Source organism: Burkholderia sp. BCC1644 (assembly GCF_902833225.1).
In the GTDB taxonomy this organism is placed as follows: Bacteria; Pseudomonadota; Gammaproteobacteria; order Burkholderiales; family Burkholderiaceae; genus Burkholderia.
This window is the reverse complement of sequence record NZ_CADFEI010000011.1, coordinates 253,032-268,623: the sequence shown is the minus strand read 5'-3', so window position 1 is coordinate 268,623 and position 15,592 is coordinate 253,032. Positions and strand designations below refer to the sequence as shown.

The following is a 15,592-nucleotide window of genomic DNA, read 5'->3' as shown; positions in this document are numbered from 1 at the left end:
TACCGGAGACCCGTCATGCCCTCACTCGACACCCGCCCGCGCCTGGCTGACCCCGACGCGTTCTACGAAGCGCTGATCGACATGCATCGCGACCTGTCCGACAGCGACAGCCAGCTCGTCAACGCGAAGCTGATCCTGCTGCTCGCGAACCAGATCGGCGACGCCGACGTGCTGCGCGAAGCGATGGCGCTCGCGCGCCAGGGCGTGACGCCGCCCGTGCATCCGGCCGCCGAGGTGGCGCAATGAGCGCGGCGCCGGCCGACGCGCGCGTGCTCGAAGTCGAGCGCGTGATCGACGAGACCCACCGCCCGGGTTTTCACTGGATGCTGCTCGTGTTGTGCGGGCTGTGCCTCGTGATCGACGGGTTCGATGCGCAGGCGATGGGCTACGTGGCGCCCAGCGTGATCGCCGAATGGGGCGTGCCGAAGCAGGCGCTCGGCCCGGTGTTCAGCGCGAGCCTGTTCGGGATGCTGCTCGGCGCGCTCGGGCTGTCGGTGCTGGCCGACCGGATCGGGCGGCGCCCGGTGCTGATCGGCTCGACGCTGTTCTTCGCGGTGACGATGCTCGCGACGCCGTTCGCGGGTTCGATTCCCGTGCTGATGGCGCTGCGCTTCGTCACGGGCCTCGGCCTCGGCTGCATCATGCCGAATGCGATGGCGCTGGTCGGCGAGTTCAGCCCGGCCGCGCATCGCGTGAAGCGGATGATGATGGTGTCGTGCGGCTTCACGCTCGGCGCGGCGATCGGCGGCTTCATCAGCGCCGCGCTGATTCCGGCATTCGGCTGGCGCTCGGTGTTCTTCGTCGGCGGCGCGGTGCCGCTCGTGCTGACGATCGCGATGGTCGCGCGGCTGCCCGAGTCGCTGCAGTTCCTGGTGCTGAAAGGGCGCGTCGCGCAGGCACGCGACTGGCTCGCGCAATTCGCGCCGCACGCCGGTATCGACGCGAACACGCGCATCGTCGTGCGCGAGCGCGCGGCGAGCGGTGCGCCGGTCGCCGAACTGTTCAGCCATGGCCGCCTGCCGGTCACGCTGCTGCTGTGGGCGATCAGCTTCATGAACCTGATCGATCTGTATTTCCTGTCGAACTGGCTGCCGACCGTGATGCGCGACGCCGGCTATTCGCCGGGCACCGCGGTGATCGTCGGCACGGTGCTGCAGACGGGCGGCGTGGTCGGCACGCTGTCGCTCGGCTGGTTCATCGAGCGTTACGGCTTCGTGCGCGTGCTGTTCGTGTGCTTCGCGTGCGCAGCCGTGTCGGTGGGGCTGATCGGCTCGGTCGCGCATGCGCTGCCGTGGCTGCTGGTCGTCGTGTTCGCGGGCGGATTCTGCGTGGTCGGCGGGCAGCCGGCCGTGAACGCGCTCGCGGGCCAGTACTACCCGACGTCGCTGCGCTCGACGGGCATCGGCTGGAGCCTCGGCATCGGCCGGATCGGCTCGGTGCTCGGGCCGCTCGTCGGCGGACAACTGATTGCGCTCAACTGGTCGAACGGCGCGCTGTTCCACGCGGCCGCGGTGCCCGTGCTGTGCTCGGCGCTGTTCGTTCTCGGGCTGGCCGGTGTGACGCGGCGCAACGGCGTGCAGGCGCCTGACGCCGCCCTGAATTGATGGAGAAAGGAAACGATGACGCTTGACCTGTCGAAACCGGCGACCGCCGGCTACCTGAGCGGTTTCGCGAACGAATTCGCGACCGAGGCATTGCCCGGCGCGCTGCCGCACGGCCGCAACTCGCCGCAGCGCGCGCCGTACGGACTGTATGCGGAGCAACTGTCGGGCACCGCGTTTACCGCGCCGCGTGGCCACAACCGCCGCTCGTGGCTGTATCGCATCCGCCCGGCCGCCGTGCACCGGCCGTTCGAACCGTACGCGGGCCCGCAGCGGCTCGTGTCGGAATTCGGCGATTCGACCGATGTGCCGCCGACGCCGCCGAACCAGCTGCGTTGGGATCCGCTGCCGATGCCGGTCGAGCCGACCGATTTCGTCGACGGGCTCGTGACGATGTCCGGCAACGGCTCGGCCGCCGCGATGAACGGTTGCGCGATCCATCTGTACGCGGCGAACCGCTCGATGCAGGACCGCTTCTTCTACAGCGCGGACGGCGAACTGCTGATCGTGCCGCAGCAGGGGCGGCTTTTCATCGCGACCGAATTCGGCCGCGTCGACGTCGAGCCGTTCGAGATCGCGGTGATCCCGCGCGGCGTGCGTTTTTCCGTCACGCTGCCGGACGGCGACGCACGCGGCTACATCTGCGAAAACTTCGGCGCGCAACTGCGTTTGCCGGACCTCGGCCCGATCGGCTCGAACGGCCTCGCGAACCCGCGCGACTTCCTGACGCCGCAGGCCGCCTACGAAGACCGCGAAGGCGCGTTCGAACTGATCGCGAAGCTGAACGGCCGCCTGTGGCGCGCGGACATCGGCCATTCGCCGCTCGACGTCGTGGCGTGGCACGGCAACTATGCGCCGTACAAATACGACCTGCGCCTGTTCAACACGATCGGCTCGATCAGCTTCGACCATCCCGATCCGTCGATCTTCCTCGTGCTGCAGTCGCAGAGCGACACGCCGGGCGTCGACACGATCGATTTCGTGATCTTCCCGCCGCGCTGGCTCGCGGCCGAGGATACGTTCCGCCCGCCGTGGTTCCACCGCAACGTCGCGAGCGAATTCATGGGGCTCGTGCACGGCGCGTACGACGCGAAGGCCGAAGGCTTCGTGCCGGGCGGCGCGAGCCTGCACAACTGCATGTCGGGCCACGGGCCTGACGCGGACACGTTCGAGAAGGCGTCCGCGAGCGACACGACGAAGCCGCACAAGGTCGACGCGACGATGGCGTTCATGTTCGAGACCCGCACGCTGATCCGGCCGACGCGTTATGCGCTCGACACCGCGCAGCTGCAGGCCGACTACTTCGAATGCTGGCAAGGCATCAAGAAACACTTCAATCCGGAGCAACGATGAGCGATACCCAAGACTGGCGCGCGACGCTCGACCCGGCTCGCAAGAGCTGGATCGACACCGCGAACGATCCCGCCTGCGATTTCCCGATCCAGAACCTGCCGTTCGGGATCTTCAGCGATGCGAAGCAGGCGGCTTGCCGTGCGGGCGTGGCGCTGGGCGACCAGATCGTCGATCTCGCGGCGCTCGCGCGCGCGGGCCTCGTGACGCTGCCGGCCGGCGCCGATCCGTTCGCCACGCCGACGCTCAACGCGTTCATCGCGCTTGGCCGCGACGCATGGCGCAGCGTACGCGTGCAGCTGTCGAACCTGTTCTCGCAGGACAACGCACGGTTGCGTGACGACGCGGCGCTACGCGCGCAAGTGCTGGTCCCGCAGCGCGACGCGACGCTGCACCTGCCGGTCGAGATTCCCGGCTACACCGATTTCTACTCGTCGAAGGAACATGCGACCAACGTCGGTTCGATGTTCCGTGATCCGAAGAATGCGCTGTTGCCGAACTGGTCGGAGATGCCGATCGGCTACAACGGCCGTGCGTCGTCGGTGGTCGTGAGCGGTACGCCGGTGCGGCGCCCGAACGGGCAACTGAAGCTGCCCGACCAGGAGCGCCCGGTGTTCGGTGCCTGCCGCAAGCTCGACATCGAACTGGAGACGGGCTTCATCGTCGGGCAGGGCAATGCGCTCGGCGAGCCGATCGCGTGCGAGGACGCCGAAGCGCATATCTTCGGGATGGTGCTGCTGAACGACTGGAGCGCGCGCGACATCCAGCAGTGGGAATACGTGCCGCTCGGCCCGTTCAACGCGAAGACCTTCGCGACGACGATCTCGCCCTGGATCGTCACGCTCGACGCACTCGAACCGTTCCGCGTCGCGCAGCCGGAGCAGTCGCCGCAGCCGCTCGCGTATCTGCAGCACGCCGGCAAGCACGCGTTCGACATCGCGCTCGAAGTGACGCTGCGTGCCGAAGGCGCGGCGGAGGCGACGTCGATCTGCCGTACGAACTACAAGCACATGTACTGGACGATGGCGCAGCAGCTCGCGCATCACACGGTCGCGGGCTGCAACACGCGCGTGGGTGACCTGATGGGATCGGGCACGATCAGCGGGCCGACGAAGGATTCGTTCGGCAGCCTGCTCGAGCTGACGTGGAACGGCAAGGAGCCGGTCGCGCTGGAAGGCGGCGGCAGCCGTGCGTTCATCGAGGACGGCGACGAGCTGACGCTCGCCGGGTGGTGCCAGGGCGACGGCTATCGCGTCGGCTTCGGCACGTGTGCGGGGACGATCCTGCCGGCGCGGAATGCGTGACGGATCGTAGCGCGACACGTAGCAGGTAGTCCGGAAGGACTGGGCGGCCCGCATCGCGCGGGCCGTTTGCGTTTTTGCTGGCGGGGGCGGCGGCGCATGTGCGTCGATGTGTGATGCTGCGTGCGAGCGTCAAGGTTTGCGTCCGCGACAGCGCCGGTATCAGACTGCGCGTTGCAACGCGGTGCGGCGTTCCCACAGCGCGGCCGCAACGAACGCGGCGACGCAGACGACCAGCACGCCGACCAGCGCATTGCTGCCCAGTTGCTCCATCAACGCACCGGCCACCAGCGGGCCGCCGAAGCTCGCGGCGCTCCACGATGCCGACACGAGCGAGCTCGCGGTGACGAGCGCCGCGCCGCGGAAGCGTTCGCCGCATGCGACGAGCGACAGCGTGTAGATGCTGCCGGCCGCCGCGCCGAGCACGAACAGCAGCGGCCAGCACAGCCACGGATTCGTGATGACGAACGGCAGCAGCGGCAGGCCGGCCAGCACGATCCAGCCGGCGCCGAGGTGCACGCGTTCGCGGCCGAGCTTGTCCGCGAGCCAGCCGATCGGGAACTGCATCGCGGTATCGCCGAACAGCATGATCGATGCGAGCAGCACGGCGGTCGCGCTCGCGACGCCGTGATCCATCGCGTAGAGCGGCAGCAGCGACAGCGCGAGCGTATCGAACAGCGCGAAGAAGCCGGTGCCGATGATCAGCGCGGGCATCCGCGGCAGGATATCGAGCCAGCGGCCGTGCGCTTCGTGATGCGCGTCGTCGCCGGCGAGCGGCGCGCGGCGGATCGTCGCGAGCGTCGGCAGCGCGAGCAGGAACAGCGCGCCGCACAGCGCGAAGCGGATGCTCGTCGCGCCGGCGATCTGGCTCACGAGGACGGGGCCCGCCATCTGGAACAGCGTGAAATTGGTTGCATAGATCGCAACGACGCGGCCGCGCGTCGAATCGTCGGCGAGCTGGTTGACCCACGCTTCGCCGATCGTGAACAGCAGCATCAGCGCGGCGCCGCACAGCACGCGCAGCACGCCCCACAGGATCAGGCTCGACGTGAACTGCATCAGCGCGGTGGCGGCGGCGAGCAGCACGACCGACACGACGATCGCGCGGCGTGAGCCGAGGTGGCGCGCGAGCGCGGTGACGAACGGGACGATTGCGAGGCCGCCGAGGGCCTGCGCGGCCGTCAGCATGCCGACGACGTTGGTGCCGTGACCGGCTTCAGTCAGCGCGAGTGCGGTGAGCGGCAGCGTGGCGCCGGTCCCGAGGCCGACGACCGCGACGCTCAGGATCAGCGCGAGAAAATCGCGATTCAGAATGGCTTTCATCGGCCGGGATGCTACACCGCGGACCTTGAAAGGTCCATGAAGGCCATCAGGATCGAATGGGGTTGTGTACGCAACGAATGCAGCAGGGTCGCGTCAGACGTACTCGGTCGGCACGGCCACCGGGCGGCGTTCGAGCGACGCCGACCACAGCGTGAGCGCGAGCGCCGCGACGGCCATCGCGACGCCGACCCACGGCAGGTTCACGAGCGATACGCCGGAGCCGATCGCCATCCCGCCGAGCCACGCGCCGGTCGCGTTGCCGAGGTTGAACGCACCCTGGTTCAGCGTCGACGCGAGGTTCGGCGCGTCGCTCGCGCGATCGACGATCATGATCTGCAGCGGCGGCACGATCGCGAACGCGAGGATGCCCCACACGAAGATCGTCGCGAGCGCGGCGAACGGCACGTGCATCGTGCCCGCGAACAGCGCGAGGACGATGCCGATCAGCGCGAGCGTCGCGATCAGCGACGGCATCCGGCGCCAGTCGGCGAGCTTGCCGCCGAGCGTGCCGCCGACCGTCAGCCCGAGGCCGAACAGCAGCAGCACGTAGGTGACCTGGCGCGGCGAGAAGCCCGTCACGTCCTCGAGGATCGGCGTGATGTACGTGAACACGCTGAACAGGCTCGCGGATGCGAGCACGCTGATGCCGAGCACCATCAGCACCTGCGGGTGCTTCAGCACGCTGAATTCGCGCGTGATGCTGGTGTCGGGCATCGCGAGGTTCTTCGGCAGGCACACCGCGAGTGCAGCGGCGGCGGCGATGCCGATGCCGGTGACGGCCCAGAACGTCGCGCGCCAGCCGAACGCCTGGCCGAGCGCGGTGCCGAGCGGCACGCCGAGCACGTTCGCGAGCGTGAGGCCGGTGAACATCAGCGCGATGGCCTGCGCGCGGCGGTTCGGCGCGACGAGGTTGCTCGCGACGACCGAGCCGATCCCGAAGAACGCGCCATGACAGAACGCGGTGACGACGCGCGCGGCCATCAGCACCGCATAGCCCGGTGCGATCGCGCAGAACAGGTTGCCGGCGATGAACAGCCCGATCAGGCCCATCAGCGCGCGCTTGCGCGGCATCTTCGCGGTGACGATCGCGAGGATCGGCGCGCCGATCGTCACGCCGAGCGCGTAGCCCGACACGAGCATCCCGGCGGCCGGAATCGACACACCGAGATCGCGCGCGACATTGGGCAGCAGCCCCATGATCACGAATTCGGTGGTACCGATTCCAAAGGCGGCGACGGCAAGGGCGAAAAGAGGTAAGGGCATCGCGGTAGGCTCGGGAAAGATGCCGCTCGAGCCGGGCGCAGGATGCGCGGGACGGGCGGTGGGTCAGTCGAATGACAGCCGCGATTCTACTTCAGTGAAAACCCCTACGCTTGGGGCCAAAACGGTTGTTGCCGGCGTGCGACGGGCCAGCAGGCGGGAAGCTCACAGTGTGGGATTCGGTGGCGGTTTTCCGCGTCGGGCCGTATCGGGGCCGGAGCGATGGCGGCTGCCGGGTCGACCGTCACGCGACGCGTTCGGGCGCTTCGCCGGGGAGGGCGTTCGACGCGCTCGACGCGTTCGTCACGTCGGCATCCGATTCCGTATTCGCGGGTAACGGGGCTGCGCCGGCGCCTTCGATTGCAGCCGGATCGTCCCAGCCGTTCTCGAACAGGCACGCTTCGACCGGCATCCGCGCGGCCCAGCGCTCCTGTTCGAGCATCGGCTTCGCATAGAACGCGTCGACGTGCCCGACGCACAGCACGGCGATCGGTTTCGCGCCGTCGGGCATCCGCAGCAGCGAGCGCAGCGCCTCGACGTCGAACAGTGACACCCAGCCCATCCCGAGCCCTTCCGCGCGCGCCGCGAGCCACATGTTCTGGATCGCGCACGCGGCGGATGCCAGATCCATCTCCGGCAGCGTGCGGCGGCCGAACACGTGGCGTTCGCGGCCGTCGGCGAGCGCGACGACCAGCAGCTCGCCGCATTCGCGCACGCCTTCGACCTTCAGCCGCATGAATTCGTCCTGGCGCTCGCCGAGCGCATCGGCGGTCGCGCGGCGCTCGGCCTCGACCAGCGCGTGGATCGCAGTGCGCAGCGCGGGATCGGTGACGCGAATGAAGCGCCACGGCTGCATGAAGCCGACGCTCGGCGCATGGTGCGCCGCGCGCAGCAAGCGCGCGAGCACCGCCGGATCGACGGGCGCCGGTGTGAAGTGGCGCATGTCGCGCCGTTCGAAAATGGCGCGGTAGACCGCGGCGATGTCGGAGTCGTCGAAACGCATGAGCGGCGGAAGCTGGGGTGACATCGGCGCAACGATAGCAGACGGCACGCACGAAACGTTACTTCATCTGAAACAAAGCGCGGAATTGTTGATGAAGACGAGTGCGGTGCGCAGCAACGGGAGCAAGCAAACGATTGCGGATGCGCTGCAGGCCGTCAAACGCGCCGTTTTTCAGCGGTTTGCCGTCACGGCGTTCTGCGGCGTACCCGCATGCCATGCCTCGATGTTCAGCAGCGTCGTATGCGCGATCTCGGCCAGCGCCTCGCGCGTGAAGAACGCCTGGTGCGACGTGACGATCACGTTCGGGAACGTCAGCAGGCGTGCGAGTACGTCGTCCTGCAGCGGCAGATCGGAGTGATCCTCGAAGAACAGCCCGCCTTCTTCTTCGTACACGTCGAGCCCGAGGTGTCCGAGCTGGCCGCTCTTGAGCGCGTCGACCAGCGCCTGCGCATCGACGAGGCCGCCGCGGCCGGTGTTGATCAGCATCGCGCCGTGCTTCATCCGCGCGAGCGTCCGTTCGTTGATCAGATGGTGCGTGGACGGCAGCAGCGGGCAGTGCAGGCTGACGATGTCGGCATGGTGCAGCAGCTCGTCGAGCTCGACGTAGCGCGCACCGAACGCGATCAGCTCGTCGTTGTACGGCGGCACGGAGTGCGCGAGCACGTGCATCCCGAAGCCCATCATGATCTTCGCGAACACGCTCCCGATGATGCCGGTGCCGATCACGCCGACGGTCTTGCCATGCAGGTCGAAGCCGAGCAGCCCGTTCAGCGAGAAATCGCCTTCGCGGGTGCGCGCGACCGCGCGCGGCAGCCGGCGGTTGAGCGCAAGGATCAGCGCGACCGCGTGCTCGGCAACCGCATGCGGCGAATACGCGGGCACGCGCACGACCGTGATGCCGAGCCGCTCGGCGGCCGCGAGGTCGACATGGTTGAAGCCGGCCGAGCGCAGCGCGATCAGCCGCGTGCCGCCGTCGGCGAGCCGTTCGAGCACGGCCGCATCGACGATGTCGTTGACGAACGGGCACACGACTTCATAGCCGTGCGCGAGGATCGCGGTTTCCGCGTCGAGGTGCGACGGCTGGAAGTGCAGCCGATAGCCGAACTGCCGGTTGGCGGCGGCAAACGAATCGTCGTCGTACTGCCGGCTGCTGAACAGGATCACGCGCACGCTGCACCTCCGATGGCTGACGCGCGCAGTTTACTGCAGCCCCGTGACGATGTCGGACCGATCGGACCCGCGCGGCGGCCGCAGGAAGCCGTAGTCCGTTTGGTCGCGAGGCGTTCGTGCGCTGAAGTGGTCCAGCGCATGTTCGACGAAGCTGCGTGTGCGGGCCGGCACGTACTGGCGGTTCGGGTAGACGAGCGACAGCTGCGTGTCGGGATCGTCGATCCGGTAGCCGGCCAGCAGCCGCACGAGCGTGCCGTTGTTGAGCGCGTCGGCGACGCACGGCTCGGGCAGCACCGCGATGCCGGCACCGGCCACGGCGGCTGCGTGGACCAGCGCGAGCTGGTTGACCGTGCACGCCGGGCGCACCGTGACCGAATGCGCGACGCCGTCGTGGCCGACGAGTTGCCACGACGGCGCATGCTGGTGCGGCGCGAGCGTGACCCAGTCGTGGCCCGGCAGGTCGTCGGGGGCGCGCGGCTCGCCGCGCCGGTCGAGATAGGCCGGCGCCGCGCAGGCGACGAACGGATTCGGCGCGAGCGCATGGCCGATCAGCGACGGGTTGCCGTCGAGCCGGTTGCCCGTGACGATGCCGACGTCGTAACCCGAATCGAGCACGTCGAGCGGCCCTTCGGCGACGGTCAGCTGCACGCGCAGCTCGGGGTAGCGGTGCCGGAAGCTGCTGACGAGCGGCGTCAGCGCCAGCGGCGACAGCAGCCCCGAAGCGACGACGCGCAGCGTGCCGGCCGGTTCGCGCACGGCATGCGCGACGGACGATTCGAGGTGGTCGAATTCCTCGAGCAGCGCACGGCAGCCGTCGAGGTAGCGCACGCCGGCCTCGGTGAGCGACAGGTTGCGCGTGGTGCGGTGGATCAGCCGGGTGTTCAGGTGGCCCTCGAGCATCGCGATCGAACGCGTGACGAGTGCATTGGACACGCCGAGATGGTGTGCCGCGCGCCGGAAGCTCTGCTGCTCGGCGACGCAGACGAATACACGCATGGTCTGAATCTGGTTCATGGCTTGCGTATTTCTGGCCCGGTTGATTGATTATGTTGTGATTTTTCGCCGCGCAACCCCGAAAGCGCATCGCGCGGCACCCAGTTCTCCCTCGTATCGAAAAATCGTTTTTTTCGATTCCGCAGACGATTGTTCAATACAGAACCGATATCCGTCAACCTGAGAAAAGGGGCGGGTTGCGGAAAATCGAAATCGCGGGTAACGGTTAAACGCTGCGATGCAACACGTGCGTGGCATGCAAAACTGACGCGGTATTGGAATATACGCTCATGAGATAAATATTTTGTATGTTAATCAATGGCTTGTTGGTGGCGTGGATGACTCGGTTTCGTTAATTTCGGGAGTCGTGCCCCAATACATGCAACGATAATGGATGTTTTTCCGGGGTGCGCCAGTATTGCGTATCGCATTCCATGCGTCGGTTTTTATCGGGCAGCCGGTCTATTGCGTTCCGCTCGAAAGTCGACGTCAACCGTCGGCATCGGCGAATCGCTGCGTTATTGGCGAAGAAAATCATGCGTGCGGAAGCCGAATGGAACCGTTTCGCAACGCGTCCGCAATCCTTTTTCAATCAGGATGGCCATCGCGCAATACGCGCGCGGCCGGCTGGCCCGGTCCGGCGACCGGGCCACCGTCGCGCTGTCCGGCCGCGCGTGCCTCTTGCGCGAGGCCGCGGAACGCGGAATGATCGATCAGTTCGCCATGCAGTGCGGCGAGCGTTCGTGCATTTCCTTTCCTCACCTCTTGCCAGCCATGTCCATCGATTACTCGCCGATTCCCTGTCCCGTCGTCGTGCCGCTCGACGCGATCCTGCCCGAAGAACCGCTGCTGATGATGGGGGCCGGCCCGGTTCCGATCCCGGCCGCCGTCGCGAAGGCGAACACGGTCGTGATCAACCACCTCGGCGCGACGATGGCGAAGATCATCGAGCAGGTGAAGGAGATGGCGCGCTACGTGTTCCAGACCCGCACGAAGTGGGTGCTCGGCGTCGCGGGCCCCGGCTCGGCCGCGATGGAGATGGCGATCTCGAACCTCGCCTGGCGCGGTACGCGCGTGCTGTCGATCCGCAACGGCTTCTTCAGCGCGCGGATGGCCGAGATGGCCACGCGCGTCGGCGCCGACGTCGCGACGCTCGAAGTGGCCGACCGCGCGGTCGCGAGCCTCGACGAGATCGCGGATGCGATCGCGCGCGAGCGGCCCGAGATCGTCACGATCGTGCAGGGCGAGACGTCGAACACGGTGTGGAACCGCGACCTGCGCGACATCGCGGCGCTCGCGAAGGCGGCCGGCGCACTGGTCGTCGTCGACGCGGTGTGCACGCTGTCGACGATGCCGCTCGAGATGGACGCGTGGGGCATCGATGCGGTGATCACCGGCGGCCAGAAGGGGCTGTCGTCGATCCCGGGCGTGTCGCTGATCGCCTTCTCCGATGCCGCGTGGGAGCGCATGAAGCATCGCACCGAGCCGAACGCGCACTGGTGCCTCGACATGGCGCTCGCGGAGAACTTCTGGCACAACGCGGGCTATCACTACACGGCACCCGTGTCCGGTGTGCTCGCGCTGCACGAGGCGCTGCGGCTCGTCTGCGCGGAGACGCTCGAAAGCCGCTTCGCACGCCATCTGCGCTGCTCGCTCGCGCTGCAGGCGGGTGTCGAGTCGATGGGGCTCAAGCTCTATGCGCCGAAGGACTGCCGGCTCAATTCGGTGGTCGGGATCGAGACGCCGGAAGGGCTGACGCCCGGAATGGTCTGCGGCCACATCTCGAAGCAGTATCAGGTCGAGATCTCGGGCTCGTTCGGCTTGCCGATCGTGCGGATCGGGCAGATGGGCGAACAGTGCCGCGAACACAACCTGTTCCGCACGCTGCATGCGTTCGGTCGCACGATGGTCGACCTGAAGGTGCCGGTCGACCTGCCGGCCGGCGTTGCGGCGCTCGAACAGGAACTGTCGCAGCGCGGCGCGTAAGCGGGAAAGCGAGGAAAGGGGCCGCGCTCAGCGGCCCTGCATCGCGCGCCGGTACGTATTCGGCGTCGTGCCGTGCGCATCGCGAAAGCGGTGGCTGAAGTGGCCGGCGTTCGCGTAGCCGCAGTCGGCCGCGACCTGCGCGAGCGGCAGCGCCGTCGTGCGCAGCAATTCACGCGCCCGGGCGAGGCGCTGCTCGGCCACCCACGCGTGCGGCGCCCGGCCGAACGACAGCCGGAACATCCGCGAGAAGTGGTATTCGGACAGCGCGGCGACCTCGGCCAGTTCGCCGAGCGTCAGCGGCTGCGTGAGATACGTGTCGATATAGTCGCGCACGCGGCGGCGCACGGCCGGCGCGAGCCCGCCGCGGAACGTCGTGTCGGTGCGCGTCGTGCTCTGCCCGCGCAGCAGCAGGCTCAGCACCTCGTGCGCGGTCTCGTTCACGCGCAGCTGCTCGTCGGCATCGTCCCAGCCGTCGAGCGCGAGCGAGCGCAGCAGCGTCGCGACGCGCGCATCCTCGAAATAGGTGCGATCGGCGAGCTTCAGCTCGCGCGGCTCGCGGTCGAGTTCGCGGATCGCGCGCTGCGTGAAGTGCTCGGGCAGGAAATACAGGTGGATGAAGTGCATCTCGCCGCGCACCCACCAGCGCGATTCGTGGTCGCCCGGCAGCGCGCACAGCAGGCTCGGCGCGCCGTAGCGCGGCACGCGTTGGCGCTCGGTCCGATAGCCGCCGTCGAGGTAGCACGACAGCGTGTGGTGGCCGGGCTGCTCGTAGACCGTCTCGCTTTCGTCGGTGATCCGCGTCCATTCGGCGATCGCCAGGTGGTCGCCGAGCCACGCAAAGCGCTCGAGCGTCGCGTTCGCGTCGGCGAGCGTGCGGCAGACCGATTGCAGGCCGAACGGCAGATCGCCGCCGGCCAGGGCGGCGGCATGGTCGACGGGCGGGGCGGAGAGGGAGAGGCTCATGATGGGCCGAGTATAAGCGGGCGCGCGGGAGCGCGTGCGGCGTGCCGAAAAAGACCGCAATTCCGGACAATCGGCCCACGCCGCGCGGCGGCATAGTCGGGATCCCGATTCACCTGATTGTCCGGATTGCCGCCATGAACCTGTCGCTTTATTTCGTCACCGTGCTGATCTGGGGCACCACCTGGATCGCGATCAAGTGGCAGCTCGGCTCGGTGCCGCCGCCCGTGTCGATCGCATGGCGCTTCTGGCTCGCGGCCGTCGTGCTGTTCGCGCTGCTGCGCGTGATGCGCCGGCCGGTGCGCCCGCCGCGCGAAGCGTGGCGCTTTCTCGTCGCGCAGGGCTTCGCGCTGTTCTGCCTGAACTTCCTGTGCTTCTACTATGCGGAGCAGGTCGTGCCGAGCGGCCTCGTCGCGGTGATCTTCTCGACCGCGCCGCTCCTGAACTCGATCAACGGCCGGCTGTTCATGGGCCGTCCGCTGCGGCCGTCGGCGATCGCCGGCGCATTGCTCGGGCTGACCGGCATCGCGTGCCTGTTCTGGCAGCAGATGGCCGGCCATCTCGACGATCACGCGACCTGGACGGGGCTCGCGATCGCGTTTGCGGGCACGATGTGCTTCTCGATCGGCAACCTGCTGTCGAGCCGGATGCAGTCGATGGGGCTGCACCCGCTCGTGACCAACGGCTGGGCGATGCTGATCGGCGCGGCGATCCTGACCGTCGGCAGCGTGGTGGCCGGGATGCCGTTCACGCTCGACACGAGCCCGCGCTATCTCGGCGCGCTCGTGTACCTGGCCGTGCCGGGCTCGGTGATCGGCTTCACCGCCTACCTGACGCTCGTCGGGCGGATCGGGCCGGAGCGCGCCGCGTACTGCACGGTGCTGTTCCCGATCGTCGCGCTGGCCGTGTCGACGGTGTTCGAGGGCTACCAGTGGTCGCCGCTCGCGGTGGTCGGGCTGCTGCTCGTGGTGGCCGGCAATCTCGTCGCGTTCGACCTGACGCGCCGGCTGTTTCTGCGGACGGCCTGATTGACGCTCGCGGCCACCGTCCCGGCCAACGGATAAAAAACGCCCGCGATGCGGGCGTTTTCTTTTGGGCCTCCGGCGGCGCGATGGGTGCGATCGGCTGCCGTGCGATGCGCAGCGCGCTCAGGCCGCGGCGCCGCTCCCCGCCACGCGCGCCTGCCGCTGGTACAGCACCATCGACAGTGCGACGCCCGCGGCGGCCGCCACCGCCGCGAACAGGAACACCTGCGGATAGCCGAACGCGCCCGCGACATAGCCGGCGAGCGGGCCCGTGATGCCGAGCGACAGGTCGAGGAATACCGAATACGCGGACAGCGCCGCGCCGCGGCTCGCGGGCGGCACGAGCGCGACGGCCTCGACGCCGAGCGCCGGGAAGATCAGCGCGAAGCCGAAACCCGTCAGCGCGGCGCCGACGAGCGCGATGTGCGGCACCGGCGCGAGCCACAGCAGCAACAGGCCCGAACATTCGAATGCGAACGACACGATCGCGACGCGGAAGCCGCCGTAGGTCTTGATCGTGTTCGCGAACAGCAGGCGCGCGCCGATGAACAGCGTGCCGAACACGGTCAGCGACAGTGCGGCGTTCGGCCAGTGGCGCGCCGCGTAGTACAGCGTGACGAAGGTCGCGATCGAGCCGAAGCCGGCCGAGCCGAGCGCCAGGCCGAGGCCGTGCGGCAGCACGCGCGTGAACACGCTTGCATACGACATCCGTTCGCCGTGCACGAGCGGCACCGAAGCGATCAGGCGCGCGAGGTAGAAGCCGATCGCGGCCAGCGCGATCACGATCACGCCGATCAGCGCCGGATTCAGCGTATTCGCGATCGCGACGCCGACCGGTGCGCCGAGCGCGAGCGCGCCGTAGGTCGCGATGCCGTTCCACGAGATCACCTTCGCGTTGTGCGTGACGCCGACGCGGCCGATGCCCCACAGGATCGCGCCGGTGCCGCACAGGCTTTCGCCGACGCCGAGCACGAGCCGGCTCGCGACCAGCAGCACGAGGCTCGCGACCGGCCAGTGCGCGAGCAGCAGCGCGACGAGCAGCAGCACGCCCGACGCGCCGCAGCCGATCAGCCCGCGCAGCACCGTCTGCTTCGGGCCGAGCGTGTCGGCAAGGCGCCCGGCGAGCGGCCGCGATGCGAGCGTCGCGAAGTACTGGACGCTGATCGCGCCGCCCGCGACGATCGCGGAAAAGCCGAGGTCGTCATGGACGAAGCCCGGCAGCACCGCGAGCGGCAGGCCGATGGTCAGGTAGCAGATGAACGTGAAGCAGACGACGGACACGATTTGCAGCGTGACCGCGAACCCGCTGCGCGGCGGTGTGGCGGAATCGGTTGACATGGGGTCGGAACGAATGAACGAAACGGACGGAAGACGGCGAAAAAGGGAATCGGGATTTTCCCATGGAACCGGTTTTCACGCAGGTACCATTTAGTTAATCGCGACCTTTTTTCGACGTCGGAGGACGGTGGCGGGGGCGTCGGGAACGGGCGCAGAGCACCGTGCGCAAAGGGCCGCGGGCGGCCCGCGCGCTCATATCGCGGCAGTTATATGGGCCCCATGCGTGATGGGCTATGGGTTGCGGAATTTGATGGTGATAGCGTGCAAACTGTCAGAAAAACG

13 protein-coding genes are annotated in these 15,592 nt (G+C 68.1%); 6 read left to right on the top strand and 7 right to left on the bottom strand.

Annotated features, from left to right (window positions below; translation table 11 throughout):
• Window positions 1–15 precede the first annotated feature (15 nt).
• From HWX87_RS23190 to fahA, 4 genes are read left to right on the top strand one after another with little or no spacing between them, the layout of a single operon-like run.
• Window positions 16–246: a DUF2783 domain-containing protein gene (locus tag HWX87_RS23190; protein WP_175901838.1), complete on the top strand. Its 231-nt coding sequence runs from the start codon at window positions 16–18 to the stop codon at window positions 244–246.
• Window positions 243–1,604, top strand: coding sequence for an aromatic acid/H+ symport family MFS transporter (locus HWX87_RS23185; RefSeq protein ID WP_176049462.1), 1,362 nt, complete (start codon window positions 243–245; stop codon window positions 1,602–1,604). The genes HWX87_RS23190 and HWX87_RS23185 overlap by 4 nt, the downstream gene beginning before the upstream one ends.
• 15 nt (window positions 1,605–1,619) lie before the next feature.
• The gene (gene hmgA, locus HWX87_RS23180) at window positions 1,620–2,954 is read left to right on the top strand and encodes a homogentisate 1,2-dioxygenase (protein ID WP_176049461.1); all 1,335 of its coding nucleotides are present in this window, start codon (window positions 1,620–1,622) and stop codon (window positions 2,952–2,954) included.
• A complete protein-coding gene (gene fahA / locus HWX87_RS23175) occupies window positions 2,951–4,255 on the top strand; it encodes a fumarylacetoacetase (protein WP_176049460.1) in 1,305 nt (434 codons plus the stop codon). The genes hmgA and fahA overlap by 4 nt, the downstream gene beginning before the upstream one ends.
• 159 nt (window positions 4,256–4,414) lie before the next feature.
• Here fahA and HWX87_RS23170 read toward each other — a convergent pair whose 3' ends face one another.
• The 5 genes from HWX87_RS23170 to HWX87_RS23150 form a co-directional block, all read right to left on the bottom strand.
• The gene (locus HWX87_RS23170; protein WP_176049459.1) at window positions 4,415–5,575 is read right to left on the bottom strand and encodes an MFS transporter; all 1,161 of its coding nucleotides are present in this window, start codon (window positions 5,573–5,575) and stop codon (window positions 4,415–4,417) included.
• A gap of 93 nt (window positions 5,576–5,668) precedes the next feature.
• Window positions 5,669–6,838, bottom strand: a complete 1,170-nt coding sequence (locus HWX87_RS23165) for an MFS transporter (RefSeq protein ID WP_059235879.1) — start codon at window positions 6,836–6,838, stop codon at window positions 5,669–5,671.
• A gap of 241 nt (window positions 6,839–7,079) precedes the next feature.
• Window positions 7,080–7,838: a 5,6-dimethylbenzimidazole synthase gene (gene bluB, locus HWX87_RS23160; RefSeq protein ID WP_176049480.1), complete on the bottom strand. Its 759-nt coding sequence runs from the start codon at window positions 7,836–7,838 to the stop codon at window positions 7,080–7,082.
• A gap of 171 nt (window positions 7,839–8,009) precedes the next feature.
• Window positions 8,010–9,008, bottom strand: a complete 999-nt coding sequence (locus HWX87_RS23155; RefSeq protein ID WP_176049458.1) for a 2-hydroxyacid dehydrogenase — start codon at window positions 9,006–9,008, stop codon at window positions 8,010–8,012.
• 30 nt (window positions 9,009–9,038) lie between these two features.
• On the bottom strand, window positions 9,039–10,022 hold the full coding sequence (locus HWX87_RS23150; protein ID WP_176049457.1) for a LysR family transcriptional regulator: 984 nt from the start codon (window positions 10,020–10,022) through the stop codon (window positions 9,039–9,041).
• Between the two features lie 753 nt (window positions 10,023–10,775).
• On the opposite strand from HWX87_RS23150, the gene HWX87_RS23145 reads away from it, so the two are divergent.
• Complete coding sequence (locus tag HWX87_RS23145) at window positions 10,776–11,987, top strand: alanine--glyoxylate aminotransferase family protein (RefSeq protein ID WP_176049456.1); 1,212 nt, start codon at window positions 10,776–10,778, stop codon at window positions 11,985–11,987.
• 27 nt (window positions 11,988–12,014) lie between these two features.
• Here the strand turns inward: HWX87_RS23145 and HWX87_RS23140 are convergent, their stop codons facing one another.
• Window positions 12,015–12,950: an AraC family transcriptional regulator gene (locus HWX87_RS23140; protein ID WP_176049455.1), complete on the bottom strand. Its 936-nt coding sequence runs from the start codon at window positions 12,948–12,950 to the stop codon at window positions 12,015–12,017.
• 134 nt (window positions 12,951–13,084) lie between these two features.
• On the opposite strand from HWX87_RS23140, the gene HWX87_RS23135 reads away from it, so the two are divergent.
• A complete protein-coding gene (locus HWX87_RS23135; protein ID WP_176049454.1) occupies window positions 13,085–13,975 on the top strand; it encodes an EamA family transporter in 891 nt (296 codons plus the stop codon).
• Window positions 13,976–14,095: 120 nt separating this feature from the next.
• Here the strand turns inward: HWX87_RS23135 and HWX87_RS23130 are convergent, their stop codons facing one another.
• The gene (locus HWX87_RS23130; RefSeq protein WP_176049453.1) at window positions 14,096–15,310 is read right to left on the bottom strand and encodes an MFS transporter; all 1,215 of its coding nucleotides are present in this window, start codon (window positions 15,308–15,310) and stop codon (window positions 14,096–14,098) included.
• Between the last annotated feature and the right edge of the window lie 282 nt (window positions 15,311–15,592).

Excerpts from the sequence above, each read along its gene's own strand:
- HWX87_RS23170 (WP_176049459.1), bottom strand. The coding sequence starts at position 5,575 with ATGAAAGCCATTCTGAATCGCGATTTTCTCGCGCTGATCCTGAGCGTC.
- HWX87_RS23185 (WP_176049462.1), top strand. The coding sequence starts at position 243 with ATGAGCGCGGCGCCGGCCGACGCGCGCGTGCTCGAAGTCGAGCGCGTG.
- HWX87_RS23150 (WP_176049457.1), bottom strand. The coding sequence starts at position 10,022 with ATGAACCAGATTCAGACCATGCGTGTATTCGTCTGCGTCGCCGAGCAG.
- HWX87_RS23130 (WP_176049453.1), bottom strand. The coding sequence starts at position 15,310 with ATGTCAACCGATTCCGCCACACCGCCGCGCAGCGGGTTCGCGGTCACG.
- HWX87_RS23165 (WP_059235879.1), bottom strand. The coding sequence starts at position 6,838 with ATGCCCTTACCTCTTTTCGCCCTTGCCGTCGCCGCCTTTGGAATCGGT.
- HWX87_RS23140 (WP_176049455.1), bottom strand. The coding sequence starts at position 12,950 with ATGAGCCTCTCCCTCTCCGCCCCGCCCGTCGACCATGCCGCCGCCCTG.
- HWX87_RS23135 (WP_176049454.1), top strand. The coding sequence starts at position 13,085 with ATGAACCTGTCGCTTTATTTCGTCACCGTGCTGATCTGGGGCACCACC.
- HWX87_RS23190 (WP_175901838.1), top strand. The coding sequence starts at position 16 with ATGCCCTCACTCGACACCCGCCCGCGCCTGGCTGACCCCGACGCGTTC.
- bluB (WP_176049480.1), bottom strand. The coding sequence starts at position 7,838 with ATGCGTTTCGACGACTCCGACATCGCCGCGGTCTACCGCGCCATTTTC.
- fahA (WP_176049460.1), top strand. The coding sequence starts at position 2,951 with ATGAGCGATACCCAAGACTGGCGCGCGACGCTCGACCCGGCTCGCAAG.
- hmgA (WP_176049461.1), top strand. The coding sequence starts at position 1,620 with ATGACGCTTGACCTGTCGAAACCGGCGACCGCCGGCTACCTGAGCGGT.
- HWX87_RS23145 (WP_176049456.1), top strand. The coding sequence starts at position 10,776 with ATGTCCATCGATTACTCGCCGATTCCCTGTCCCGTCGTCGTGCCGCTC.